This is a genomic window from Mesorhizobium sp. M1A.F.Ca.ET.072.01.1.1 (assembly GCF_004023325.1).
Classification (GTDB): Bacteria; Pseudomonadota; Alphaproteobacteria; order Rhizobiales; family Rhizobiaceae; genus Mesorhizobium.
Window position 1 is genome coordinate 1 of sequence record NZ_RZSF01000008.1, and the last position, 24,843, is coordinate 24,843.

A 24,843-nucleotide genomic window follows, 5' to 3' on the forward strand; every position below is an offset into this window, starting at 1 on the left:
GCCGTATCCCATTCCATGGTGCGACCGAAGCGCGGATAAACGTCGGCCTCGGCGGCGGCGAGCAGGCAGAATTTCAGCGACGAGCCTATCGAGACGATTTCGGTGGCGCCGAGATCGCGAATGAAGGCTTCGGTTTCCGGCGTGTTGTGCGAGCGGCTGGCGACGACAGCGAGCGGCGTGCCGCCTGCCCGCACGGTGACTGGCCGACGGCCGGCGACACGATACTCGCCGTCAACGTCGATCGCTTCCGCCGTCCCCGGCCGACCGGAGAAGAAACGTCCTGTGCAAGGCGCGAACACGACGCCGACTTCCGGCACGCCGTGGCGCACCAGCGCAATGTTGACGGTGAAATCGGTGCGGCGGTTGACGAATTCCTTGGTGCCGTCGAGCGGATCGACGAGGAAGAAGGCGCCGTCGAGGTCGGGCGTGGCAATACCCGCCGCAACCTCCTCCTCGGCGACGCAAGGGATGTCCGGATAAGCGGCGCGCAGGCCGGCCAGGATAATCTTTTCGCTTTCGCGATCGGCTTCCGTCACCGGCGAAGAGTCGGACTTGCTGTCGACGGCGCAGCCTTCGTGGAAAACGCGCATCACCGCGCGGCCGGCATCGAGCGCGAGGCGCTCGAACACGCCAAGCATTGCCGCGTCGTCAGATGCCGCCGCCATCGTCATACTGCTCTTCGGCAACGTCGCGCTCCGTCAGCCAATGTTCCAACGCTTCCGCCATCTCCTCGGGCGTCCTGCCGAGAGTCTTGAGGTGGATCTCGGGGTTCTCCGGCGTCTCGTAGGGAGAATCGACGCCGGTGAAGTTCTTGATCTCGCCGCTCAAGGCGCGGGCGTAAAGGCCCTTCGGGTCGCGGCGGGCGCATTCCTCGAACGGCGTGTCGACGAACACCTCTACGAATTCCCCCTCGCCCATCAGCTCGCGCGCCATGCGCCGCTCGGCGCTGAAGGGCGAAATGAACGAGACGATGACGATCAGGCCCGCATCGGCCATCAGCTTGGCCACTTCGGCGACGCGGCGGATGTTTTCGACCCGATCCGCGTCGGTGAAGCCGAGATCGCGGTTGAGGCCGTGGCGGACATTGTCGCCGTCGAGGATGTAGGTGTGGCGGCCGGACGCGAACAGCTTCCTCTCGAAAAGATTTGCGATGGTCGACTTGCCGGAACCGGACAGACCGGTGAACCAGAACACCGCCGGGCGCTGGTTTTTCAGGTCGGAGCGGCCGCGCTTGCCGACGTCGAGCGATTGCCAATGAATATTTTCGGCGCGGCGCAGCGAATGCAGGATCATGCCGGCGCCGACGGTGGCGTTGCTGATGCGGTCGATCAGGATGAAGGCGCCGGTCGTGCGGTTCTCGGCGAAGGGATCGAAGGCGATCGGCGCCCGGGTCGACAGGTTGCACACCCCGACCTCGTTGAGGTCGAGAGACTTCGCAGCCTCATGCGCGAAATCGTTGACGTTGACGCGGTATTTCAGATCGGTGACGGTCGCGCTCACCTGATCGGTTTCGGTGCGCAGGATATAGGACCGGCCGGGCAGCAGGGCCTGCTCGTCGAACCAGACCAGATTGGCGGCGAACTGGTCGGCGACCTGCGGACGTGCGGCCGGCGATACCAGCATGTTGCCGCGCGAAACCTCGACCTCGTCCTCGAGGACGAGCGTGATGGCCTGGCCGGCAACAGCCTGCTCAAGGTCGCCGCCATGCGCGACGATGCGCTTGACCCGGGAGGCCCTGCCCGACTTGGCGACCACGACCTCGTCGCCTTTGGAAACGGAACCGGATGCAATGGTTCCGGCAAAGCCGCGAAAATCGAGGTTGGGACGGTTCACATACTGGACGGGAAAGCGGAACGGCAATTCGATCGCGGCCTCGTCGACGGACACGGTTTCCAGATGCTCGATAAGCGACGGCCCGGAATACCAGGGCGTGCGCTCCGAGCGGCCGGTGACATTGTCGCCGAAGCGCGCCGACATCGGAATCGGCACGATACTGTTGAAGCCCAGGCTTTGCGCGAAGTCGCCGTAGTCGGCGACGATCCGGTCGAACACGGTCTTGTCGAAGCCGACGAGGTCGATCTTGTTGACGGCAAGGACGATGTGACGAATGCCGAGCAGCGAGGCGATGATCGAATGGCGCCGCGTCTGGCGCAGCACGCCCTGGCGCGCATCGATGAGCACGATGGCGAGGTCGGCGGTCGAAGCGCCCGTCGCCATGTTGCGCGTGTATTGCTCATGGCCGGGTGTGTCGGCGACGATGAACTTGCGCTTCGGGGTGGCGAAGAAGCGGTAGGCGACGTCGATTGTGATGCCCTGCTCGCGCTCGGCCTCCAGCCCGTCGACGAGCAGCGCGAAGTCGATGTCGTCGCCGGTGGTGCCGTGCTTGCGAGAATCGTTCTCCAACGCGGCGAGCTGGTCCTCGAAAATCTGCTTGGTATCGGACAGCAGCCGGCCGATCAGCGTCGACTTGCCGTCGTCGACCGAGCCGCAGGTGAGAAAGCGCAGCAGCGACTTCTTCTCCTGCGCGGCCATGTAGTCGCGGATCGAATCGGTCGGGGCGAGGCTCTTGGCCAGGATGTGGCGCATGCTCAGAAATACCCCTCGCGCTTCTTCTTTTCCATGGAACCTGCCTCGTCGCGGTCGATGAGGCGGCCCTGGCGCTCGGAGGTGCGGGCGGTCAGCATCTCGCCGACGATGGCTTCGAGCGTGTCGGCATCCGATTCTATGGCGCCCGTCAGCGGATAGCAGCCCAGCGTGCGGAAGCGCACGAGACGGTTCTCGATCTTCTCGCCGGGGCGCAGTTGCATGCGGTCATCGTCCTTCATGATGAGCATGCCGTCGCGTTCGACGACCGGCCGCTCCTTGGCGAAATAGAGCGGCACGATCGGGATGTTCTCCTGCAAGATATACTGCCAAATGTCGAGCTCGGTCCAGTTGGACAGGGGAAAGACGCGGATCGATTCACCCGGCGCGATCCGGGTGTTGAAGATCTTCCACATTTCCGGCCGCTGGTTCTTGGGATCCCAGGCATGCTGGGCATTGCGGAAGGAAAAGATGCGCTCCTTGGCGCGCGACTTCTCCTCGTCGCGACGGGCGCCGCCGAAGGCCGCGTCGAAGCCGTATTTGTCGAGCGCCTGGCGCAGCGCCACCGTCTTCATCACATGGGTGTGGGTGTTCGAGCCGTGATCGAAGGGGTTGATGCCGTCGCGCACCCCGTCTTCGTTGACATGAACAAGCAGGTCGAAGCCGAGCTTCTGCGCCATCTGATCGCGAAAGGCGATCATCTCACGGAATTTCCAGGTCGTGTCGACATGCAGGAAGGGAAATGGCGGCTTGGCGGGATAGAAGGCCTTCATCGCCAGATGCATCAGCACCGAGGAATCCTTGCCGACCGAATAGAGCATCACCGGCTTGGCGAAAGAGGCCGCAACCTCACGGAAGATGTGGATGGATTCGGCCTCTAGCCGCTGCAGATGGGTGAGCGCGATGTTCATAAGCTATTGAGCGTTCTTTCATGCCGGCCAGGCCCTTGCAGCAGGCGATTGGCGCGGTTTGCTAAAACAGCCCGTCAAGCCCTGGACCCTTGTCGCGGGCGTTCTAGCAGATCGCCATCGCCCATAACAATGCAAGACCCGCGCCGGGCACAGCGCTTTGGGAATGAATTTTCCAAGTGAGCGTGATAAGTCGGAAAATTCTCCCAGACAAGCCGAGCAATTGAAAGGGGCCGAACAAACCTATTTGCTTCGATCGGCTAGGTTGACTTCCAAGAGCTTTCGTCCACGCCGCCGATTTTTGGCTGGACATCCTTCGGTCGCCCTATCGGAGATCGGAGCCAGCCGCTATACCGGCGCGGGAGCGGGCGAGGCGCGGCAGAACGGGATCGGTCAAGGCCAATTGTTCGGTACTCCGGCGGGTCTGCGCACAACCTGGAAGATTGCGAAGCAAGGCATTGAACCTGTTTACATCGCTTCGGCGCCATCTCACGCCGACACAGATCAACATCTATTTCTCGATCGTCTGCTTCTTCTCGCCGCCGGTGCTGGGGTCGGTGGTCAGCTTCGTTTTCAACGGCGGCGCGCTCTGGTCCGTGGTTCTGCTCGCCATCAAACGGCGGCAGTTCAACATCGACCGGCCGATGCTTGCCATGACGGTGGCGATCTGTGCCTATTGCGCGGCCATCGTCCTTGCTTCGATCGTCAACGGCACGCTGGCGGCGGATCTGCGGTTGTTCCTGCCGCTGATCACTTTCCTCTTCTTTCCGATCTCCTATTCGACCTGGAGCATCACGGAAAAGACAGTGCTTGTCCGCATCGTCGTGCTGGCGAGCGCCGCGGCATGTTTCGGCGCGCTGCTGCTCGCCGTCGTTCAGTATTACTGGATCGGCACCAGGGCCGAAGGCGGTGCCGGGAATGCCATCGTATTCGCGACGGTGACCTGCCTGGCCGCGGCGATGAGCCTCGCAGGCGCGCTGTCGGGGATCGAAAAGCGCTGGAAGCTGCTGACCTTCGCTGCGCTTGCGGGCAGCTTGGCTGTGCTTTATTCGGGCTCCCGCATCATCTGGCTGGCGCTGCTGCTGGCGGGCATCGCCGTGCTCTCGATCAACCGGCGCCGGCTCAGCGGGTTGAAACTCGCGCGCATTGCGCTGATTGCCGGCGGCGCCTGCCTGCTGCTCGCCGCGATCGCGTTTCCCGTCATTGCCAATCGCGCTGACTTCCTTTTCAGCGACTTGGATGCGCTCACCACCAAGAACGACCATACGACGGCGCTTGGACTGCGGGTGGCGATGTGGGAGATCGGCACGAAGGCGTTTCACGAGGCTCCGATTTTCGGACATGGCATCACAGGCAGCCGGGCGCTGATGAAACAGGGTTTTCACGATCAATTCGGCATGGACGCAGGCTACAACCATTACCACAACGGTTTTCTGACCGCGGCGGTGCAGGCCGGTTTGTTAGGGGCGTTCGCCTTGGCGGCGATCTTCGTCGTCGCGGCCTGGAACGCGGCAAGAGCGCTGCGCCGCAGCGCCGGCCCAGCGGAACGGTTCGGCGCAACGATGATCATCGTCACGGTCGTCACCTATCTCATAGGCGGGCTGACCGGTATCCTGGTCGGTCAGGACCTTCTCGATTCGGCGCTGATGGTGTTCCTGGTTTCGGGAACCTATCTGGCTTGCGGACGAACGGTGCCGCCGACCGGCAAGAGCGCAGCCATTCCTTCGGCCGCCGGCCGGCGAACATGAAGGTCTTGGTCACCGGAGCGACGGGGCTGATCGGACGCCAGGTGACCGGCCGGCTGCGTCAGGCCGGCTTCGACATACGCATTGCGTCCCGCCGGCCAGAACGACTGCAGGCTGCGGGCGAGGTCTTTGCGCTGCCCGGCGCCGATGCGCCGGACGACGCCTTCCTGGCATTGATGCGCGAGGTGAGCCATGTCGTCCACTGCGCGGCGCTGAACAACGATCGGACTTTCAGCGACGCCGACCACCAGGCCGCCAATGCGACGCTGACCGCGCGGCTGGCCAAGGCCGCGGCTGCAGGTTGCGGCGGGCGCTTCATCTATCTTTCCTCGATCCGGGCCGTGGCGGGTCCCGGCTTCAGCGGCACGATCAACGAGGCGATGGCCCCTGCCCCGCAATGCGCCTATGGCCGATCCAAACGCGAAGGCGAGATCAGGATGATCGCCGCTTACGCCGGACGCCCGGATGCCACGGCACTGCGCCTGCCGCCCGTCTATGGCGAGGGCATGAGGGGCAACATGGCGTCGCTGATGCGGCTTGCCGACACCGCCCTGCCGCTGCCGGCCGGCGTGCTGGCGGGTGTGCGCTCGCTGATCGCGTCCGACACGGCGGCGGGCGCGGTGCTGCACCTTGTCAGCCGTCCGGGACCGCTCCACCCGGCCTATGTCGCGGGCAACGCAGCTCCGCTGGCGATGTCCGAAATCCTCGCCGCGTTTCGGCGTGGTTTCGGCCGTCCGCCGCGGCTTTTTCCCATGCCCGCGATGCCGCTCCGGCTGGCGGCAAGGCTGCTCGGCAGGCAGGCATCATGGCAAGCCTTGACCGCGACCCAGATCTGCGATCCGTCGCTGCTGGCCGCGGAAGGTTGGATGCCGGAAGCCGATACGCTCGGCCGGCTTGAGGAATTGGCGCGAAAGAAGGCCGCTCAGGCCCGGTAGAATGTCCCCAGCAATATTCTGAGGTCGAGGCCGATCGAAGCGGCCTTCAGATAGGCAGCGTCGGTCTCGGCGCAGAGTTTCGGATCGGACATGTCGATGCCCTTGATCTGCGCCAGCCCGGTGATGCCCGGAAGTGCCGAAAGCACGCCCAGCCGCTGCCGGTGGCCGATCAGCTCCGTTTGCGTCGGCAGGCATGGACGGGGACCGACAAGGCTCATCTCGCCCTTGAGCACATTCCAGAGCTGCGGCAGCTCATCGATCTTGGTCGAGCGCAGCACCCTGCCCACCGCTGTGACCGACCCGGCAGGCGCCTCGTGCGTTGGCAAGGACGGGGTGTTGCGATGCATGGTGCGCAGCTTGTGGCAGGCAAAGACAGCGCCGCCCCGCCCGACGCGCGGCTGCGAAAAGATGGCCGGTCCGGACGACGTCGCCCTGACCGCCAGCATGGCGATCAGCACAACAGGCGACGTAACCGCCAGCATGACGGCCGCGATAGTCAGGTCGAAAGCCCGCTTTGCCGTCACGGCTCAGATCCGCCGCCAAAGAAAGGCAAGGTAGAGGCCGAGCGTGCCCATCAGGGTCTGCCGGTAGACGCCGCTTTTGCCGAGCAGGCTGAAGCGCCTGAGAGCACTGCCCTTGCGCGCCCTGATGAAGAGGCGAAGGCAGCGTGCTGCATCGCGTGTGACGAGGTCGCGGTTGACGGCAAGGCCTCTGAGATTGCTGTCCGTCCAGGTGGCGAACTGGCCCTGGAACAACCGCCCGAGCCTCGAAAGCCTCGCCTTCCACGAGACGTTGACGCCAACCAGGTTCGCCCCGTGCTGCCGGTATCTGACCAGCGGCCGCGGCTCGTAGCGGACCTTGCCGCCGGCGGCGGTGACCACGAGATAGGCCCACCAGTCATGGCTGACGAATTCGGTTCTTGCCGAGGCCTTCGCCAGAAGGTCGCGCGCCGCGCGGTTGAAGAGCATGGTGTTGCCGCCGGCGATGCTCTGCACCAGGGCGTTGCGGAAGGATGGCGGGCGGCGGAACAGCGGCGAATGGCCGGCCGGGACGCCGGTCTCCGAAATGGTCGCCGTGCGCGAGCAGAACAGGAGCGGCATTGCCATATCCTGTGTCTCCATCCAGCGAATGGCGCTCTCCAGCCGGTCCGGCTCCCAGACATCGTCCTGGTCGCAAAAGGCGTAGTAATCGGCATCGACGCGCGGATCGATGATCATCGAGCGGAAGTTGGCGGCGAAGCCGTTTCGCGGGCCCTGCACCAGCGTAAGGGAGCCCTTGTTCCAGCGGGACCGCCACGCCTCGAGGATCGCGAGCGTGGCGTCCGTCGAGCCGTCGTCGGAAACCCAGAGATCGACATGGGGCCATGATTGGTCGAGCAAGGATTGCAACTGCTCGCCGATAAAGGCGGCGCCATCCCTCGTGCCCATGAGAACGGCCACGCGCTGATCTTTCCCGGTCACTGTTTCAGAACCCGCAGGGCATTCGAACAGGCTTCAATAGCCAATTGCGGGAGGGCGGCACAGGGCTAACCGATCTGTCCGGCCGCTTTCGGCACCGCCCGCTCGGGCGCGCCGCCAATGCCTTGCCCTGCCCGGTTGAGCCCGGCCAGGATCGCGAGCGCCGCGGCCTTGTCCTGGTCCCGTATCGCGGCCACCAGCGCCGGCAGCGCGGCCTCGATCCTCCGCCACTCCACGACGTCGGTCCTGAGGCCGAAGATCTTGGCGATGTCGAGCTTGACGACCTCCTCGCCTTCGCCATGCAGCGCTTCGTGCAGCTTCTCGCCGGGCCTGATGCCGGTGAAGCGGATCGGAATGTCGGTATAGGGGCTTTTGCCGGCCATGCGGATCATGGTTTCGGCGACTTCGAGGATCGGCACGGGCTTGCCCATGTCGAGCATGTAGATGGCGTAGTCGTCCCTGCCCTGGCGCCGCTCGGCATCGGCGGCCGACATGATGACGAGATCTACGGCCTCGGCCACCGTCATGAAATAGCGCGTCATGCGCCGGTCGGTGATGGTGACCGGCCCGCCGGCCTCGATCTGCGCCTGGAAGATGGTCGCCACCGAGCCGTTGGAGCCGAAGACGTTGCCGAAGCGCACGGCTATGAATTTGGTGCCGGGACGACGCACAGTTGGGGTGCCGGCATGGTGGCCGTTCAGCCCGCCGGCATGGAAAGGCGACGGCTCGGCGTGCGTTTCATGCAGCGAGGAGACGATCTGCTCGGCCGCGCGCTTGGTGACGCCAAGCACCGAGCTCGGGTCGACGGCCTTGTCGCTGGAAATCAGCAGGAACTGCGGCACCCCGCATTCGGCCGCGACCTCGGCGCAGGCGAGCGTGCCGAAGACATTGGTCTCGATCGCCGCTTCCCAGTTCTCTTCCAGCAGCGGCACGTGCTTGAGCGCCGCGGCGTGAAAGATGATGGCGGGTTTGAACTCGCTGACGAGGCGCATCATGTGCGGCCGGTCGGTGACATCGACGATGCGGCTTGCCAGCCGGTCGCGGTCTTTCTCGTCGATGATCTGATCGAGCTGGAAGATGCCGAACTCGGAATTGTCGGCCACCAGCACCGCCTCGGCGCCGAGCTCCAGCGCGCGCTTGACCAGCACACGGCCGATGGAGCCGGCTCCGCCGGTGACCAGCACGCGCTTGCCGCCGACAAAGGCGCCGATGCGCGCGATGTCGGTGGCGACCGCCGAACGGCGCATGATGGTTTCCATCTCGACGGCATCGAGAACCAGCTTGCCGCCCTGCCCCAGCTCCGAAAGACCGGAGAACTGGACGACGGCGATGCCGCTGTGGCGGGCGACGCGCACCAGCTCGGCATAGTCCTCGATCTCGCGCTCGACCCCCTTGCCGAAGATCAGGAGGTCGAGGTTTTCCGTGCCCTTGACATACTCTTCCAGCACCTCGACCAGACGCGGCCGCAGCGCCACGACCGGAACGCCCTGGATCTGCGTGCCGAGCGGCGCGTCGCCTTCCGTGGCCATGATGCCGGCAATGGCATATTCGGCCGGCACCGCCGTGCGGGTGAAGCGGACGATCACGTCGGCCTCGCTCAGCCGGCCGATGAACAGCGCCTGCTTGATCGACGCATCGCCGGCGGCGCGGCGCAGGATGCGCCAGGACGCGCCGTCGCGCAGGAAGCGATAGTAGAGCCTGGGTGCCGAAATGATGGTGAAGGAGACCAGGAAGAAGACGATGAACTGACGCTCGTTGAGACCGGCGACCGGCTGGAAAAAGGAGCGGTAGGCAATCGAGGCCAGATAGAGAACCACCGTCAGGCTGCCGCAGCCCTTCAGGATGTTGAAGAAGTCGGGCGTTGAGGCAAAGCGCCAGACGGTGCTGTAGAGGCCGCAGGTGCGAAACAGGAGATGGGCGAGGAGCACGATGAGCGCCCAGCAGGCGAGCCCGCCGGAGGAGAACGCATCGAAGGAAAGCCGCGACTGCGAGAGCGTGAGGCTGAGCGCCACCGCGATCAGGACCATGACGAGGTCCTGGACCATGATGATGGCGCGCCGCATCTTCGGTCGCAGGCCCGATACGGCTTCTACATAGGCGGTCATAGGGTAGTACTGAACTCCAGGCGCGGGAAATATTACCAGAACGGCGCGGGACAGAACACCGTCCACCGCCACTCCAGATTGCAAATCCCCAACCCCGTCACCGGTTATGGCATTAGCGCGGAGTTGGGGGGAGAGCTAGGGGTTTTTTGGGCGAGCACCGATCCGCCAAGTGTCATGAACTCAGCGGGAAGTAAAATAGGAGACTCTTCATTGAAACCGAGCAGGATGGTGCACGGCCTTGTTGTTCAGTCTTTGCGGCTACCGAGCTGGCGGTAGAGCTCGGCATAGGATTTCCCCATCCTTTCCGCGGTGAACAGGCGGACGTAGCGATCGCGCGCGGCTCGTCCCCAGCTTGCGGCCTCGGTCGGCCAATCGACCAGCCGGTTGATGGCCTCGGCGAGGCGTATCGGGTCCGATGGCGGAACAACGAGCCCGGTCCGGCCGGCTTCATTAACATAGCTTGTGCCCGTTCCGATTTCGCAAGAAATCAACGGTTTGCCGCACATGGCTGCCTCGGCGAGTGAAAGGCCGTAAGCTTCGGACCTCTGATTCGACGGGAAAACGAAGCCGAGGCAGGTGCGTAGCAGAGCCATCTTGCGGGGTTCGGCTACCTCGCCAAGGAAAATCACATTATCGCGGCCCAGCGTCTCGGCCTGTTGCCTAAGGTCGCGCTCGACCGATCCCGAGCCGGCAATGACAATCTTGCACCGCGCCTGGCCGGCGGCATGGATCAGGACATCCAGCCCCTTATAGTAGCGCAGAACGCCGACGAACAGCACGAAGGGCTCCGCGACCGTCGATCGGCACCAGACCTCGTCGGCCGCGCTTGGCGTTGGATAGGCGCCTTCGTCGATGCCGATGGGGATGATCTTCGATTTGGCCCTGAATGTTCTGAGAACAGGACTCGACTCGAGATAGTTCGGCGATGTCGCCACGATAGCGTCGACAGCCCCGAGGAAGCGCATCATCAAGGGCCGGTAAAAAGGCAGGATAAGCCTCTGTTTGACGATGTCGGAGTGATAGGTGACGACAGCCGGCTTGCCGTGGCGGGAGTGAAAATGCACGACGTCCATGAACGGCCATGGAAAGTGGTAGTGGACCAGATCGGCTTGTCTGGCGAGCGCACCAAACTTGCGAAAGGCCTCGCGCGAAAATCCGGTGGACGCAAGCTCGAAATCCAGCCTGGCTTTGCGGGCCACATGGCCGTCAAGACGTCGCGTGTTTTCTTCCGGCGTGCGGCTCAACGAGAGCACCTGGGTTTCGACGCCGTGCCGGGCCGTGCTCTCGGCGATGGCATGGATGGTCCGCTCCACCCCGCCGAAGGTATCGGGCCAGTATGTCTTGAAGAAATGCAGGACTTTCACGCGAGGGTCTTCCGTCTTTGCCAATAGAAAATATGGCGTTCAGCCTTTCCTCGCGGCTATGGCCGATTCAAACACCGCCGCCATTTCCGAGGCACTTTTCTTCCAGCTGAACCGAAGTCCGTTGAGTCGCGCTTTTTCAGCCAGCAGCGAATGCAATGTGTTGTCGAGCGCCAATCGGCCCATGGCGGTGGAGATTTCCTGAACGTTGGTCGGATCAACAAGAAGGGCAGCCTCGCCAGCCACTTCAGGCATGGACGACACATTCGAAGTCAGTGCGGGCACCCCAACCGCATTGGCTTCGATAAGCGGAAAACCAAAACCTTCATATAGAGATGGCATGGCAAGAAGTCTGGCTCTGCGATAAAGGGCTGCAAGGTCGCCGTCTGCGACATATCCCGTAAGTCGTACATCCGGTTCGATCTCAAGACGCGCTATGCGCTCACGCAGGTCGCCAAGACGCCATCCCTGACCTCCCGCTATCACGAGCAACAGGTCTTTTCTTACGGATTTGGCAAGCAGCGCGTATGCCTCCAGGAGATTTCGTAGATTCTTTCGCGGCTCCAGCGTGCCGACAAAAAGGACGTAGTCGCGATCGATGCCGTTGTCTGCGAGCACATTGCTGGCAGCGCCATCGCTCAGGCTGGTCAGCCCAGGGTACACGACGCGCAACTTTTTTGAGACTGACGGATACAAGGTTCGAATGTCGTCAGCGGTAGAGCGCGAGACCGCGACGATCTCGTCTGATGAAAATATGGCCGGCCGCATAAGAAGGCGATCGCCGAGCCAACCCTGTAAACGCATCGTCGATGCCGCATGATGCCATACGAGGTCATGGACGGTGACGACGCGGGGGATATGCGGATCCAGATTGGAAGGCAGTCTGTGCGCAGGTCCCCAAAAGACGTCGATTCTATCGCGGGCAGCCTGTCCCGGTAGCGTGGTATGAGCCCAGATCAAGCGCCTGATATCACCGGCGTGGCTGGATATCCGAAACGTCGCGCCTGATAGCCGTGACAGATCCGGCATGGGCTTCTCGGGGAGGTAAAGGAAGATTTCATTCCCGGATTCGGCCAAGCCACGGCACATCTCCAGCACGTACCTGCCGATACCCGTGAGATTGCGGACGAGGTTACGGGCGTCGATGCCGATCTTCATGAACCGGGCCGTCTTTTCTTCTGCGCGAGCATGAACGGGATGTAGCCGCGCTGTTCAGCGCGTTCGACGAGCGGGCGTGCCTGTGTAGACGCCAGGCACTTGAATATCGCGGACGACCGTTGCGCCGGCGCCGACAATGACATTGTCACATATGCCGATACCGTCGATGATAGTGGCACCTGCGCCCACCATAACCTGCGCACCAATCCGGCAGCGTCCAGCAACTGTCGCATTAACGGAAACATGCGAAAAATCGCCCACTAGGCATTCATGGTCGACAACCGCGCCACTGTTGATGATGACACCCCGGCCAACCCTTGTAAGCGGTCCCAGATGGGCTTGGTGGCCGATAAATGAACCTTGTCCGATTTCACATTGTTTTCCAACAGAGGCAGTCGGCGCGACAAGTGTCGCAAGTGGAAGAAGGGCGGTCTCGCATTGCGCCCGTCGCCGCGCATTGTCACCCGAGCCCGGGAACATGAACCAGCCCGTCACGGCAGCATCGCTTGGGAGAACAGGGACAGCGCGAAACCCAGCAAATTCCTCACCCTCCCTTGCCTCCTCGTCAAGGAAAGTCAGAACGTCGAATCCTGACGATAAGGCAATATCTCCCACGCTACGCGCATGGCCGCCGAACCCCAGAATGAAAAGGCCATTGGTCATGAAGATGGCGTCATCCCTGATTAGGCCCGTTCCTGAAACTCAATCAGCTGGCCGTCCGGGAATGACCGAGATGACCCATTCGAACAGGCATTCAAGAAGGAGACCCAGCGTCCTTGATTTGATCCATCATTCGTCATAGGTCCACCGTCAAAAATGCGACGTGCTTATTCGCGCCCGGAGAAATTTATGTCAACACGCCCCAGGCGAGCAATGTGGCTGATGAACCACGCCACCCTCAGGAAGTTTGAGGTTCCCCTCCTTGAATCTCTTGGTTACGAAGTATTTCTGCCGAAGATCTTTCCCTATGACGAAGGAAATCTGAGCGCATCGATCGATTACAGCCGGGACGCTGGGCTTTCCATCCCATCGCAAGAACTGGATGTTCTCAACCGACACGACTTCTATTCCGGGCTCTCCCCCGAAGTAGCGGAAATCGCCAACCGTCATTTTGATATCGCATTCTTTGGCTTCTTCCCCCCTCAACTCGCAGGTCTTATCAGGCAATTTAAAAACGTTTGTGTAATGAGGCCGTTCGGGCTTGCAAATGGAGTCACTTACACGGACGTTACTGTCGCAAGTCTAAAGTACTTCTTCCTTGACGAACTGCAAAAGAACAAGTCACGGTTCTGGTTCGGGCAGGCCTATGACCATCTCGCGGAGATTGAGACCGGAGTATATCTTGAGAAGGCTATCACACTTCCTCTCGGACTCGACGATGCGCGCGTTACCGACGAGTGGACGGGTGAAGATGCTAAGATACTGTTCGTCTGCCCCCGCATCGGGTCATCTCCATACTTCAATTACATCTACCGAAATTTTCTGAGGACGTTTGGCGAGTATCCTTATATCATCGGAGGTGCACAGCCGATCGACATTCCCGACTCAAATGTGACCGGGATGTTACCTCGGGACGACTATGATCGGATGATGCGCCGCACCCGAGTGATGTTTTATCACAGCCAAGAAATGCGGCATCTCCACTACCATCCCCTTGAAGCAGTGCGGCTCGGCATGCCTTTGGTCTTCATGGCTGGTGGAATGCTCGACTTGCTTGGCGGAGCAAGTTTGCCTGGCCGCTGTAAAACAGAAGCGGAAGCGAAGAAGAAAATCAAGGCCATTCTCGATGGTGACAAAAAACTTATAGCTACTATCAAAGCTTCCCAAGGTGTCTTGTTGCGCTCGATGTCCAGAGAGTTCTGCGAGATTGGCTGGCGAAAGGAATTTCCGAAGATTGAAGCCAGTGTGGACCATTGCCGTGCACAGGCAATGGCCAACAGCAATAAGAGGAAAAAGGTCGCTGTCATTCTGCCGGCCGCATATCGCGGCGGCACTCTCAATATGGTTAAGCTCCTCGCAAAGATGCTGCGGCGCGGCAGTCTCGAGCACGAGTTAGGAGTAGACGTCGTCTTTGGTTATCCCGACAACCCAATTTACTCTGAGGCGGACTGGCGAGATTTATACGCCGAAGGTATCGAAACCCGCCCCTTCAGAACCGCTGAAATCGATGGAGTCGACCTAAGTGAGATTCAAGCGTGTTTGGGATATGAGCCGAAAACTCAGAAGACAAGGTTCACTCTCCACAAAGATGGAACCTACGATTTCCTTGACTGCGACTTCTGGCTCTTAGGCTCAGATCGATATGTTCATCCCATCGCCCCCCTTCGCCCATACTGCGTTTTTGCGCACGATTATCTTCAACGCTATTACATACCACTGATGGGAAACGATTATGAACGCGGCTTTATTGAAACCGCTAGGAATGGTATCGCCGTTCTAGCGAATACTCCACATACCATTGAAGACATCGTACATTATGTCGGAAAACCGAGAAATCAGACAATTCTTGTCCCGCACGTGGCAGAATTAGATCAGCTTGAGGACGATTCAAGAACAGTCAAAAAAGGATCGTACTTTATTTGGACGACGAACCTTGGGCCTCATAAGAATCATGTAAAAACCTTGAAGGCTCTCAACCAATACTACACTGGCTACGCTGGCAAGCTTGATTGCTATGTGACAGGCGTCGGGTCTGACCAACTTGACCCAAACTCAGAGGTTGATGACAGCAGATTACCCGACCACATCAAAGATGCTCGCGCTTTCATCCGCAAAAATCCGCAGCTTGCGAAACGATTGAACATCCTTGGCGACGTGTCGAGTTTGGAATACGCGGCGCAGATGAAAGGCGCCAGATTTCTCCTACACAACGTCATCATGGATAATGGCACCCTGTGTGCGGTTGAAGCGGCTTACGTTGGAACCCCCACCCTCAGTAGCGACTATCCGCCGATGCGCTACATTTCCGAACGATATTCACTGAATGCCGAATTCTTTGACTCATCCGACCCTATTTTCTTGGCAAAGAGACTGCAGGAGATGGAGATAATTTGGCAGTCCAAGCAAGCAGTCCTCCCATCCGTCGAGCACTTGAAGCAGTTTGGATGGAGGGGTGTCTCCTATGATTTCTTCAGCTCCATCAAAGGAATATTGGGTGTGAAATGAAAATTGGCATCTTCATTGCATATCCTCCCAAGAGCGAACTGTCCAATCAAGGACTTGGCCGACTCTTGCGGTCGATCGTAGCCGGCATAAATGAGAGCGAAAGCGGACAGGTAGTTCTACTTTGTCCTTCATGGCTACAAGAGGATGTTCGAAACCTCTTCCACGGCTTTCCAAGTGATCGGTTTCAAGTGATCAGCAAGTCTAAGATCCCCCTTATCGTCAGATTGTGGGAGAGGTTCTTTGCAAGGCGAACGAAAACAAAAAAGAGCGGCAGACTGACAAGGCTCAAAGCGGCTCTCTCTCGATTGCTCACGAAGCTGGTAATGGCGGTGGGCCGGAGCTTCGTTTGGATGATGTCTTCTGACAACGATTTTTGGTTTTTGGCCAGTTCTGTTATCCTCCTGACCATTGCGGCGACTCTTGCTCCCGTCGCGCTCTTGGCGGCTCTCGGAATCGCAGTGGTTTACACGACCGCTAGGTTCGCTATTGCCCATCGCGTACAGCAGCGGCTTGCGGCCTTTCGGTCCAGAGCCCGGAAAGCTATCGAACGCAAGGTTGGGTCTTTCTTGCAGCGAAAACTCCCTCCGTTTGGCCAAATCGTGTTGCGTGAGGTCACACGCCGCGAATCCCTTTATCTCGTGAGAAGGGCAAATTCCATGACGGACGTCGACGTTTGGTACAGCCCGACGGTCTTCTGGCCCGAGTTCAACGAGATACGCGCATCAAGGGTTCAGGCGTTTCCAGACATGCTTATCTCCCAATTTCCGACAGCTTTCGCGTTGACTATTAAAGATGCGCCCTACATTTACAAACGGGCGAAGGAAGCGATCGCGGGCGGGATCTACTTTACTGCTTATAGCACGCTTACAGCAGAAAGAGATTTGTCCGGTCAGTTTTCTATTCCTCTAGATAGAATCTCGGTAATCCCCCACGCTGCGATGGATTTAGCCCCGCATATAAGTATCAAAGGAACTCTCGACGACAAATATGCGCGCGATCAATTTGCTAAAAATCTTATAGATGGATACCGTTTGACGTCGTGGCAAAACAATGAATACCTTTCGAATATCGATTTAAAAGATGTGAGTTTCATTTTATATGCCTCGCAATTTCGGCCAAATAAGAATATTCTGAATCTTGTTAAGGGCTATGAAATCGCACTTCGAAAAAAGTTCGTCTATTCGAAGCTCATTTTAACCGGAAACATCTCACATGCGCCCGATGTGGAGGCTTACATCAAGGAACACCGCCTGCAGTATGATGTACTGTTCGCTTACGATGTTCCTGATCAAGTCCTAGCGGCACTGTACGCAAGAGCCAGCCTGGTGGTGAATCCCACTCTATATGAAGGCGGTTTCCCTTTCACTTTTAGCGAAGGGATGTCCGTTGGAACACCCAGCATCATGAGTCGAATTCCTCAGGTGACAGAGCTCGTGAGTTCTGATCTTGCCGGGGTGATGCTCTTTAATCCTCTAGCTCCGGAGGATATTGCTGCGAAAATCGCGTGGGGCTTAAAAAATCGGGATCGGCTTCGCGAGCTTCAGACGCCCCTCTACAACGAAATGCGCAACCGCTCGTGGAGCGATGTGGGGCGGGATCACGTGAACCTGTTCCGCAGGATAATCGCTGCAGCTTGATCAAAATCCGAAACTTCGGCTTGCCGCAGTGCGGGGGATACGCCTGTCGCCTCACACACTTTTTCTAAACGCACGCCGAATTCATCGATCAAGCGGCGACCCCATTTACCATCTTATACTTGGAGATAGCGCTATGGATGTCGCCATCAAAAATGATCTCGCCGTGATGAAATACGATTCCTCTTGCGCATATGGATTGCAGCGTCGCGAAATCATGCGAAGCTAGCAGCAAAATCTCCGCTTGCTCGACGAGAGCGAGGATGCGTTTGCGGGCTTTTCCCATGAAATTCGCGTCACCAGCGCCGATCACTTCATCAAGAAGCAGAATATCACCACCGACGGCTGTCGAAATCGCGAAGGCGAGGCGCACCTGCATACCGGCGGAGTAGGTCTTGATCGGATAGTCGATAAATTCCCCGATATCGGCAAAAGCGACAACCTCCTCCTCTATCGATCGCATGAATTTGGGCGAGAGGCCGAGGAGAAGTCCGCGATACAGGATGTTCTCCCGGCCGGTAGCATCAGGTTCGAACCCCAAGCTCAGATCGAACAATGACCGGACTGTTCCTTCGACCACGCGCTGCCCGGAGGATATTGGGTACAACCCTGCTACCATCTTGAGGAAGGTGCTCTTGCCTGCCCCGTTGTGGCCTAGAAGGCCGACCCGTTCGCCAGGGCCAATGTCGAGACTGACATTCTTTAGCGCATGGATATCGACGACCTTCTTTCCTGCTCCGCGTAGCGTTGCCAGCGACGCTAGCATGGATTTCAGCGAGCGCTCTCTGAAACCCACCGACGCGTAGTGAAGGTTTACAGCTTTGAGGTGGATCCGGTTCATAGATAGAAGATCACCCTCTTTTCAGCAGACCTGCCGACTAGTGCCGCTATCGTTGTGAGCACAACGATAGTCCCAATGCACCACAGGTAATTGGCAGCGATGGGCCATTCGCCGTGTAGAAGCGGAGCGCGTACGATCTGGAGAAGATGGTAGATCGGATTGTAGTCCAGGAGGACATGCAAATTGCCTCTACGGAATACGGAAGTCTCGAAGTAGATCGGTGAAACAAACCACACGGCTTGCAATATCAGGCCAAGCGCATGCGGCAGATCGCGAAAGCGGGCCGAAAAATACGCCATAATCGTCGCCCAAGGCCACGCAATCAGGCCGATGATTGGGAAAATTGTCAGCGCGGCCAGCCATGACCAACCGAGGTTCTGTGGCATGACGACGAGCACCCAACCGACGAGACTGATGCTCGCCATAGCCAGAACAACAAGTCCAGAAATGACGTTTCTAAGCGTATATATTGCCAGAGGATGCCGCGTTTGCTTTATATAAGCGTCCGCCTGAACGAATGCCAAGGCACCTCCGCTGACATTGAAAACAATATACTCCCAGATGATTACGCCGGACAGAATATATGGCGCATATTCCGAAATCGCCGTATCGAAGATATTGCTGAATACGATGGAGATAAGGATTGTCAGGCCGAGCGGCTGGATGATCGACCAAAGGACTCCGAAGAAAGACCTTCTCCAGCGCCCGCGCAAATCGGACATCGCGAGATGTATCCAGAAATAGCGGGCGGCCCAGATACCTCTAAGATACGCGTTCACAGACCACTTCCTTGACGCAAATCACCGCGCTCGAACTTCGAAATAGCCGGCGATCGAAGAGCATATACGGTTCAACTGTTGCTCAGTCAGTCCGGGATAGCTCGGCAGATTGATGCCACGCTTACTTACGCTTTCGCCGTTCGGAAAAATCTGGTCAGAATGACAATGCGGCATGTGGCTTGCTAAAGGGAAAAATGGGCGCGTCTCGATTTGGTCGTCCGCAAGATGCGCGCGCAGTCGATCACGATCCTCCATTCGGTCAACGATGATCGAACACATCCAGTGCGAATGGTCGACGTCTCCCATCGAGTCGTGCGTCCTCAATGGAAGTTGCGACAATCGGGTCCGATATATCTCCGCAATCTGCTGCTTACGCTGGATGATCTCTTCAGCCATCTCGATCTGAGCAAGACCGATCGCCGCCTGGATGTTGGTCATCCGATAATTGTAGGCGAGCATGTCATGCCAATATTCCCGGGTCGGGGAAACGCCCTGGCTCTTCAGGCGCCGGCACTTGTCCATCACGTCGGGCGATTTCGCGAGAACCATCCCCCCTTCGCCCGTCGTGATTGTCTTGTTTCCGAAGAAGCTGAAGGTGGCGACATCACCAAACGTGCCGACATGCTGGCCCTTCCAGCGGGTTCCGAAACCTTCCGCGCAATCCTCAACGAGCAACAGATCTTGATCGCGGCAAAGGGCCGTGATCGCATCCATGTCGCAAGGATGACCATACAAATGCACCGCCATGACCGCGCGGGTTCGACGGGTTATGGCGTTCCGTATCGCCTGCGGATCCACCTGCAGCGTGTCCTGCAACGAGTCGACGTAGACCGGCATCGCGCCGGTCTGCAAAATAGTGTTGACCGACGCTATGTAGGTGAAACTCGGGACGATGACTTCGTCGCCGGCGCCGACGCCCAGCGCCTCCAGCGCGAGATGAAGGGCGACAGTGCCATTTGCGACGCTGGTGGCGTGACTGGCACCAACGTACGCGGCAAAAGCATCTTCAAATCGCGAAATAAATGCGCCGCGCGAGGAAATCCAACCCGTTGTCAAACACTCATTGACATACGCGGATGCGTTTCCGCCAAGGTATGGCTCATAAACCGGAATACGTGACATGTTTTTATTCTGGGCGACCGAAGGGTTGATAACCATGCTCTGCAAGCAATTGCTCGCGCCGTGCGCCCTTGAAGTCCTCATGAATCATTTCTTTGACCAGCTCGGCGAACTTGATCTTAGGTTCCCAACCAAGCTTCTTTCTGGCCTTGCTGGCATCCCCAAGAAGTGTTCCAACCTCCGCTGGGCGGAAGTAGCGGGAATCAACAGCCACAACGCAGTTGCCGCTTTTGGCGTCGTATCCTTTTTCGTCGACGCCTTTTCCTTCCCATCGGATATCTATGTCCAATTCTGCAGCCGCAAGGATTACAAATTCTCGCACTGAGTGTTGCTCACCAGTAGCGATGACATAATCTTCGGGCGTCTCCTGCTGCAGCATCAGCCATTGCATCTCAACGTAGTCTTTGGCGTGTCCCCAATCGCGCAAAGAGTCGAGGTTGCCCAAGTAAAGTCTTTCTTGAATGCCTAGCTTGATACGAGCGAGAGCCCGCGTAATCTTGCGTGTCACAAACGTCTCGCCCCGCATCGGAGACTCGTGATTGAACAAAATGCCGTTGCACGCGTAGACACTGTACGCTTCACGGTAATTGACCGTAATCCAATACGCATACAATTTTGCGACAGCGTAGGGAGACCGCGGATAGAACGGCGTGGTTTCCTTTTGAGGCGTCTCTTGCACAAGTCCGTAAAGTTCAGACGTGGACGCCTGGTAGAAACGAACCTTCTTTTCCAGGCCAAGGATGCGAATGGCTTCCAAAATCCTCAAAGCGCCCAAAGCATCGGAATTTGCCGTGTATTCGGGCTCCTCAAAAGAAACGGCAACGTGGCTTTGCGCGGCCAGATTATATATCTCATCCGGCTGCACAAGTTGAATAACGCGCATAAGACTCGATGAATCAGTCAGGTCGCCGTGATGCAACGTCAAATCCACACCCTTTTCATGCGGATCATGGTACAAATGGTCGATGCGGTCCGTATTAAAAAGCGATGTCCGACGCCTTATGCCATGCACCGAATAGCCTTTTCCAAGCAAGAGTTCCGCCAGATAGGCACCGTCCTGCCCGGTGATGCCGGTTATCAAGGCTGTCTTTGTCATCAATGCTCTCGATATTATCTAATGATCCGCACTGCCAGCCGATGAACCCTCAGGCCCGACCATAAACGTCGTCGAACCGCACGATATCGTCTTCACCAAGATACTCCCCGCTTTGCACTTCGATCATCACAAGCGGAAGGACGCCCGGATTTTCCAGACGATGCTTGTGGCCGCAGGGAATGTAGGTGGACTGGTTGATCGTGAGCAGGATTTCGCTCTCGCCATTAACGACCCCGGCAGTTCCGCTCACCACCACCCAGTGCTCGGAGCGATGATGGTGCGCCTGGAGGCTCAGGCGGGCGCCTGGCTTCACTTCAATGCGCTTGATCTTGAAGCGGTGCCCTTCCTCCAGCACGGTATAGGTGCCCCACGGGCGATGCACCGTGCGGTGCAGTGTTGCCGTCTCGTGCCCCTCCGCCTTGAGGCGGTTATAGAGGTCCTTCACTTCCTGTGCTTTGTCCTTGCGCGCGACCAGAAGCGCGTCCGGCGTGTCCACGATCAAGAGATCCGAAACGCCGACAAGACCGACCAGCCGATCTTCGCTATGCACGTAGCAGTTCGCCGCGTCGTGCAGAATTGTTTCGCCGGTGGCGCGGTTGCCTTTGTCGTCGGCCGAAACAAGTTCCGACAGCACGGACCATGAGCCGATGTCCGACCAATCGAAACCGCAGGGCACGAAACCCACGTTCCTTGCCTTCTCCATCACGGCGTAGTCGATAGAAACAGCGGGAACAGCCGCGAAGCTGTCCCTATCCACCTCGACGGTGAGCCGGTCTGTGCCATCCGCTGTCCTGCCTTTCTCGAGGGCTGTGCGCGCACTGGCCAAGATGTCCGGGCACAGGTCCCGCATGGCTTCCAGCATCGAGCGGGCCGTGAAACAGAACATCCCTGAGTTCCAGAAGAAACGGCCGGTAGCGATAAATTGGGCCGCGGTGGCCGCGTTCGGTTTTTCCACGAACCGAAGAACTCTATCCCCCTCGGCCTCGACGTAGCCAAAGCCCGTTTCCGGGCGGTCGGGCTTCACGCCGAATGTGACAATCTGACCTGAGGCCGCAAGCGCCCCCGCTCTCGCGACACTCGCGCGGAAGCCGGCCTGATCCAGTATCAGATGATCAGCAGGGAGCACGACTAGGACGGCGTCCGGGTTCTCGTGCGCGACGTGCACTGCCGCGAGCGCAACTGCGGCCGCCGTGTCGCGGCCGAACGGCTCCAGCAGGAATGTGTTCTTCACGCCAGGAGCCCCCACCTCCGAATATTCATCGGCGGTAAGAAACAGCAGGTCGCGGTTGGTGACCGTCACGACATGATCGACTCCTTCGAGCTCCACGGCGCGCGCGTAAGTCTTTCGAATCAACGTCCCGCCCTCCGGCAGCGGGATGAAGGGCTTCGGATGCAATGCGCGGGAAATCGGCCAGAGCCGAGAGCCGACGCCGCCGCTTATGATGACAGGGACGATATTGGTCAACTTCAACTCTCTAAGATCTGAGCCCCGGCCAGAGCGAGACTCCAGCCGAGCAATTCGTCTGCGCGGGATTCCGCTTTTGCCTCGACGTAGCAGCGCAATTCGGGCGCGTTACCTGACGCACGAAAGTGCACAACTTCTCCGTTAGGGACGGTGATACGCACGCCGTCATGGTTGTCAATATTCCCGATGCCCCCGAGATCCGCGAAGATATTGTCGGCATAGGCTGCGTCAGCCGCCAACTTGCCAAGAAAGGAGGCGCTATTCTCGCTCGGGACTCCCTCGAGCCGACCGCTTGCGGCGGCAAGAAAGCGAAAGTCGGCCGCTATCTCGGCGAGTGGGCGACCATTCTTTGCGATGACTGCAAGCGTGCAGACAATTGGCAGTATTGAATCCCGCGTCTGCAAAGCCGGGAGGATGCGCCCACCTCGCTCGACGGACGAACCCAGGAGAACCCCGCCATTCGCCTCGAAGCCCACGACACATCTTGCGCTTTGGGCGAGAGCGGTGCCGATACCTTCGATGACATAGGGCGAGCCCACGCGTGTGCGGATCACCCTTGCGAAATGACCGCAGCGGTCCAGACCGGAATTGGAACTGACCGGTGTGACAACACAGTCGGCACCCAGGACATTTGCCGTGATTGCACCGACCAGATCGCCGCGCACGAAAGTACCGCTGGCGTCCGCAACGAGCGGCCTATCGCCATCGCCATCGGTAGACACGATCGCGTCGAACGATTCCGCTGCCGCCCAATCCTTGAGAAGCGCCACATCTTCCTGCCTGAGCGCCTCTGTATCGACCGGAATGAAATGTTCGGCCCTGCCCAGAGGTACCGTTTCAGCCCCCAGTCCGCGAAGAATATCGACGACAACGTCTCTTGCCACGGACGAGTGCTGGTAGACGCCGACGCGCAGGCCAGAAAGGCTGCCTTTTTCAAAGAAATCCAGGAAGCGGTCCATGTAGCCCTGGAACGGCTCGGGCCTCAGCCGCACGGGATCAACCGGCGACAGGAGCGGAACGGCATCCCCGATGGCTGCGTGGATTTCGACGATGTCGCGTTCATCGCGCTTATCGATCTCCCCGTCCGCCCGGTAAAATTTGAGCCCATTTCTGTCGTCGGGAATGTGACTGCCAGTGACCATTATTGCCGGAGCGTTCTCGCCGGTGGCGTAAAGCGCAAGCGCGGGCGTGGGTAATGCTCCACAATCGACCGGCACAAGTCGGGACGCGGCGATCGCTGAATGAACCAGCTGCGCGATCTGGGGACTGGAGGCGCGTAGGTCACGTCCGACAAAAACCTCCGAGCCTTCGTTCAACAAGTTCCGATTCTGGAGCATGCGCAGGAAAGCGACGGTGTAGCTAAATGCCGGCGCGCCTCGGAGCTCGCTGACTAGGCCGCGCAGTCCACTGGTACCAAACTTCACAGTCACCCTTTGCGACCCTTTCCGAAGAAATTTGGCTTGGTGCAAGTTAAGAAAACTGACATCGTTTTCGCGCGGGCCGGCCGAGCATTACGGCAGATGCGGAACATCAGATAACGCATCGCTACAGATCAGGGCCACCTGAGCGGCCTCCGTATATTTCCATTTAATATTAGATACTTCTAACATTATTGGACAGAAGAACGCTCTTCTGCCTTCTGCAAGGATAGCGCCTTTCAAGAAGGTCTCCTTGAATTGCCGAGCCCCCCGACCCCGCAAGCTGCTCGTGCTTATGTTTCGCGAAGTGGCTTGTCAATCTCTGGCTGAACCCACACACAGCGGCTTCGCCGTTTACACCAGATGCCAGAGAGCGAAGCCTCAACACGTCGAAACAATAAGCCGGCGCGTGAGCGCCGGCTTATGGTTGATCTGTTTGAACGGAATTTTCAGGACTGCTTCGGCAGCAGCGCCCAGACCGCCGGCACGAGGCTCGCGGCCAGCGCCACCTTGATCAGGTCGCCGGCGATGAACGGCGCGACGCCGAACTGCCAGGACTTTTCCGGTCCGATGAGCGCCGCCAGCCAGGCAAAGCCCATCGCCATCATGAGGATCTCGGCGGCAAGCATGGCGCCGAACAGCTTGAAGGGGTGGCGGTCCCAGCCGCGGTCGGCGGCCCAGCCGGCGATCGCCGCCATCACCACGAAGCCGGCAAGGTAGCCGCCGGTGGAGCCCAGCATATAAGCGATGCCGAGGCCCTTTTCCGGCGTGCCCTGGAACACCGGCAAACCAAAAGCGCCCTCGGCGAGGTAGAGAAGGAGCGTCGCGACGGCAAGACGCATGCCGAAGGCCGAGGCGATCAGCAGCACCGCAAGCGTCTGCAGCGAGATGTCGACCGGGCCCAACACCACTTTCGTCTTCGCCGACAGGGTGAGCAGGAGGGTTCCTGCAAGCGCCAGAAAGAGCTGGCTGGCAAGCCGGGCCGCGCCCTGGTCGGGCAGAGCGAGAGAAACGAGCGGGCGCATCGTGGTTGCAGTTGCCATGGTCTTCCCCATCGTGGCTGATTTGCTGTGT

20 protein-coding genes are annotated in these 24,843 nt (G+C 59.1%); 4 read left to right on the forward strand and 16 right to left on the reverse strand.

The genetic code is table 11. The features are described 5' to 3' along the window. From cysQ to cysD, 3 genes are all read right to left on the reverse strand, one after another. On the reverse strand, positions 1–638 hold a 638-nt coding region (cysQ, locus tag EOA32_RS02255), incomplete at its 3' end, for a 3'(2'),5'-bisphosphate nucleotidase CysQ (RefSeq protein ID WP_189406833.1). 10 nt (positions 639–648) lie between these two features. Further along, positions 649–2,586 (reverse strand): sulfate adenylyltransferase subunit CysN, encoded by a 1,938-nt coding sequence (cysN, locus tag EOA32_RS02260; protein WP_189406826.1) that lies wholly within the window; start codon positions 2,584–2,586, stop codon positions 649–651. A gap of 2 nt (positions 2,587–2,588) precedes the next feature. Continuing rightward, positions 2,589–3,494, reverse strand: a complete 906-nt coding sequence (gene cysD / locus EOA32_RS02265) for a sulfate adenylyltransferase subunit CysD (RefSeq protein WP_066997810.1) — start codon at positions 3,492–3,494, stop codon at positions 2,589–2,591. 455 nt (positions 3,495–3,949) lie between these two features. On the opposite strand from cysD, the gene EOA32_RS02270 reads away from it, so the two are divergent. Then, positions 3,950–5,239 carry an O-antigen ligase gene (locus EOA32_RS02270; RefSeq protein WP_128370724.1) on the forward strand — a complete coding sequence of 430 codons (1,290 nt, stop codon included), beginning with the start codon at positions 3,950–3,952 and terminating at the stop codon, positions 5,237–5,239. Next, the gene (locus EOA32_RS02275; protein ID WP_128370725.1) at positions 5,236–6,171 is read left to right on the forward strand and encodes an NAD-dependent epimerase/dehydratase family protein; all 936 of its coding nucleotides are present in this window, start codon (positions 5,236–5,238) and stop codon (positions 6,169–6,171) included. Before EOA32_RS02270 ends, EOA32_RS02275 begins: the two co-directional genes overlap by 4 nt. On the opposite strand, the gene EOA32_RS02280 is transcribed toward EOA32_RS02275, so the two are convergent. The 6 genes from EOA32_RS02280 to EOA32_RS02305 all read right to left on the reverse strand — a co-directional run bounded on the left by EOA32_RS02280 (position 6,159) and on the right by EOA32_RS02305 (position 12,915). Beyond that, positions 6,159–6,653 (reverse strand): sugar transferase, encoded by a 495-nt coding sequence (locus EOA32_RS02280; protein ID WP_128370756.1) that lies wholly within the window; start codon positions 6,651–6,653, stop codon positions 6,159–6,161. The genes EOA32_RS02275 and EOA32_RS02280 overlap by 13 nt on opposite strands. 45 nt (positions 6,654–6,698) lie before the next feature. Beyond that, positions 6,699–7,610: a glycosyltransferase family 2 protein gene (locus EOA32_RS02285; protein WP_245499122.1), complete on the reverse strand. Its 912-nt coding sequence runs from the start codon at positions 7,608–7,610 to the stop codon at positions 6,699–6,701. A gap of 86 nt (positions 7,611–7,696) precedes the next feature. Further along, positions 7,697–9,733, reverse strand: coding sequence for a nucleoside-diphosphate sugar epimerase/dehydratase (locus tag EOA32_RS02290; RefSeq protein ID WP_189406829.1), 2,037 nt, complete (start codon positions 9,731–9,733; stop codon positions 7,697–7,699). Between the two features lie 245 nt (positions 9,734–9,978). Further along, entirely contained in the window at positions 9,979–11,097 is a 1,119-nt protein-coding gene (locus tag EOA32_RS02295) for a glycosyltransferase (protein WP_128370727.1), read from the reverse strand. 39 nt (positions 11,098–11,136) lie between these two features. Beyond that, positions 11,137–12,252, reverse strand: a complete 1,116-nt coding sequence (locus EOA32_RS02300; protein WP_128370728.1) for a glycosyltransferase family 1 protein — start codon at positions 12,250–12,252, stop codon at positions 11,137–11,139. Positions 12,253–12,306: 54 nt separating this feature from the next. Then, the gene (locus tag EOA32_RS02305) at positions 12,307–12,915 is read right to left on the reverse strand and encodes an acetyltransferase (protein ID WP_128370729.1); all 609 of its coding nucleotides are present in this window, start codon (positions 12,913–12,915) and stop codon (positions 12,307–12,309) included. A 219-nt stretch (positions 12,916–13,134) separates the two neighbouring features. Here EOA32_RS02305 and EOA32_RS02310 point away from each other — a divergent pair, with 219 nt between their 5' ends. Both EOA32_RS02310 and EOA32_RS02315 read left to right on the forward strand, forming a co-directional pair. Further along, on the forward strand, positions 13,135–15,417 hold the full coding sequence (locus EOA32_RS02310) for a glycosyltransferase family 1 protein (protein WP_128370730.1): 2,283 nt from the start codon (positions 13,135–13,137) through the stop codon (positions 15,415–15,417). After that, positions 15,414–17,054: a glycosyltransferase gene (locus EOA32_RS02315; protein WP_128370731.1), complete on the forward strand. Its 1,641-nt coding sequence runs from the start codon at positions 15,414–15,416 to the stop codon at positions 17,052–17,054. The genes EOA32_RS02310 and EOA32_RS02315 overlap by 4 nt, the downstream gene beginning before the upstream one ends. 88 nt (positions 17,055–17,142) lie before the next feature. Here EOA32_RS02315 and EOA32_RS02320 read toward each other — a convergent pair whose 3' ends face one another. From EOA32_RS02320 to EOA32_RS02350, 7 genes are all read right to left on the reverse strand, one after another. Next, positions 17,143–17,892 carry an ABC transporter ATP-binding protein gene (locus tag EOA32_RS02320; RefSeq protein WP_128370732.1) on the reverse strand — a complete coding sequence of 250 codons (750 nt, stop codon included), beginning with the start codon at positions 17,890–17,892 and terminating at the stop codon, positions 17,143–17,145. Then, a complete protein-coding gene (locus tag EOA32_RS02325; RefSeq protein WP_128370733.1) occupies positions 17,889–18,671 on the reverse strand; it encodes an ABC transporter permease in 783 nt (260 codons plus the stop codon). The genes EOA32_RS02320 and EOA32_RS02325 overlap by 4 nt, the downstream gene beginning before the upstream one ends. 21 nt (positions 18,672–18,692) lie before the next feature. Further along, a complete protein-coding gene (locus EOA32_RS02330) occupies positions 18,693–19,793 on the reverse strand; it encodes a DegT/DnrJ/EryC1/StrS aminotransferase family protein (RefSeq protein ID WP_128370758.1) in 1,101 nt (366 codons plus the stop codon). Positions 19,794–19,797: 4 nt separating this feature from the next. After that, positions 19,798–20,886, reverse strand: coding sequence for a GDP-mannose 4,6-dehydratase (gene gmd, locus EOA32_RS02335; RefSeq protein ID WP_128370734.1), 1,089 nt, complete (start codon positions 20,884–20,886; stop codon positions 19,798–19,800). 49 nt (positions 20,887–20,935) lie between these two features. Then, positions 20,936–22,351, reverse strand: a complete 1,416-nt coding sequence (locus EOA32_RS02340; RefSeq protein WP_210214797.1) for a mannose-1-phosphate guanylyltransferase/mannose-6-phosphate isomerase — start codon at positions 22,349–22,351, stop codon at positions 20,936–20,938. A gap of 2 nt (positions 22,352–22,353) precedes the next feature. Continuing rightward, positions 22,354–23,781, reverse strand: coding sequence for a phosphomannomutase (locus EOA32_RS02345; protein ID WP_128370735.1), 1,428 nt, complete (start codon positions 23,779–23,781; stop codon positions 22,354–22,356). A gap of 437 nt (positions 23,782–24,218) precedes the next feature. After that, entirely contained in the window at positions 24,219–24,812 is a 594-nt protein-coding gene (locus EOA32_RS02350) for a biotin transporter BioY (RefSeq protein WP_128370736.1), read from the reverse strand. Between the last annotated feature and the right edge of the window lie 31 nt (positions 24,813–24,843).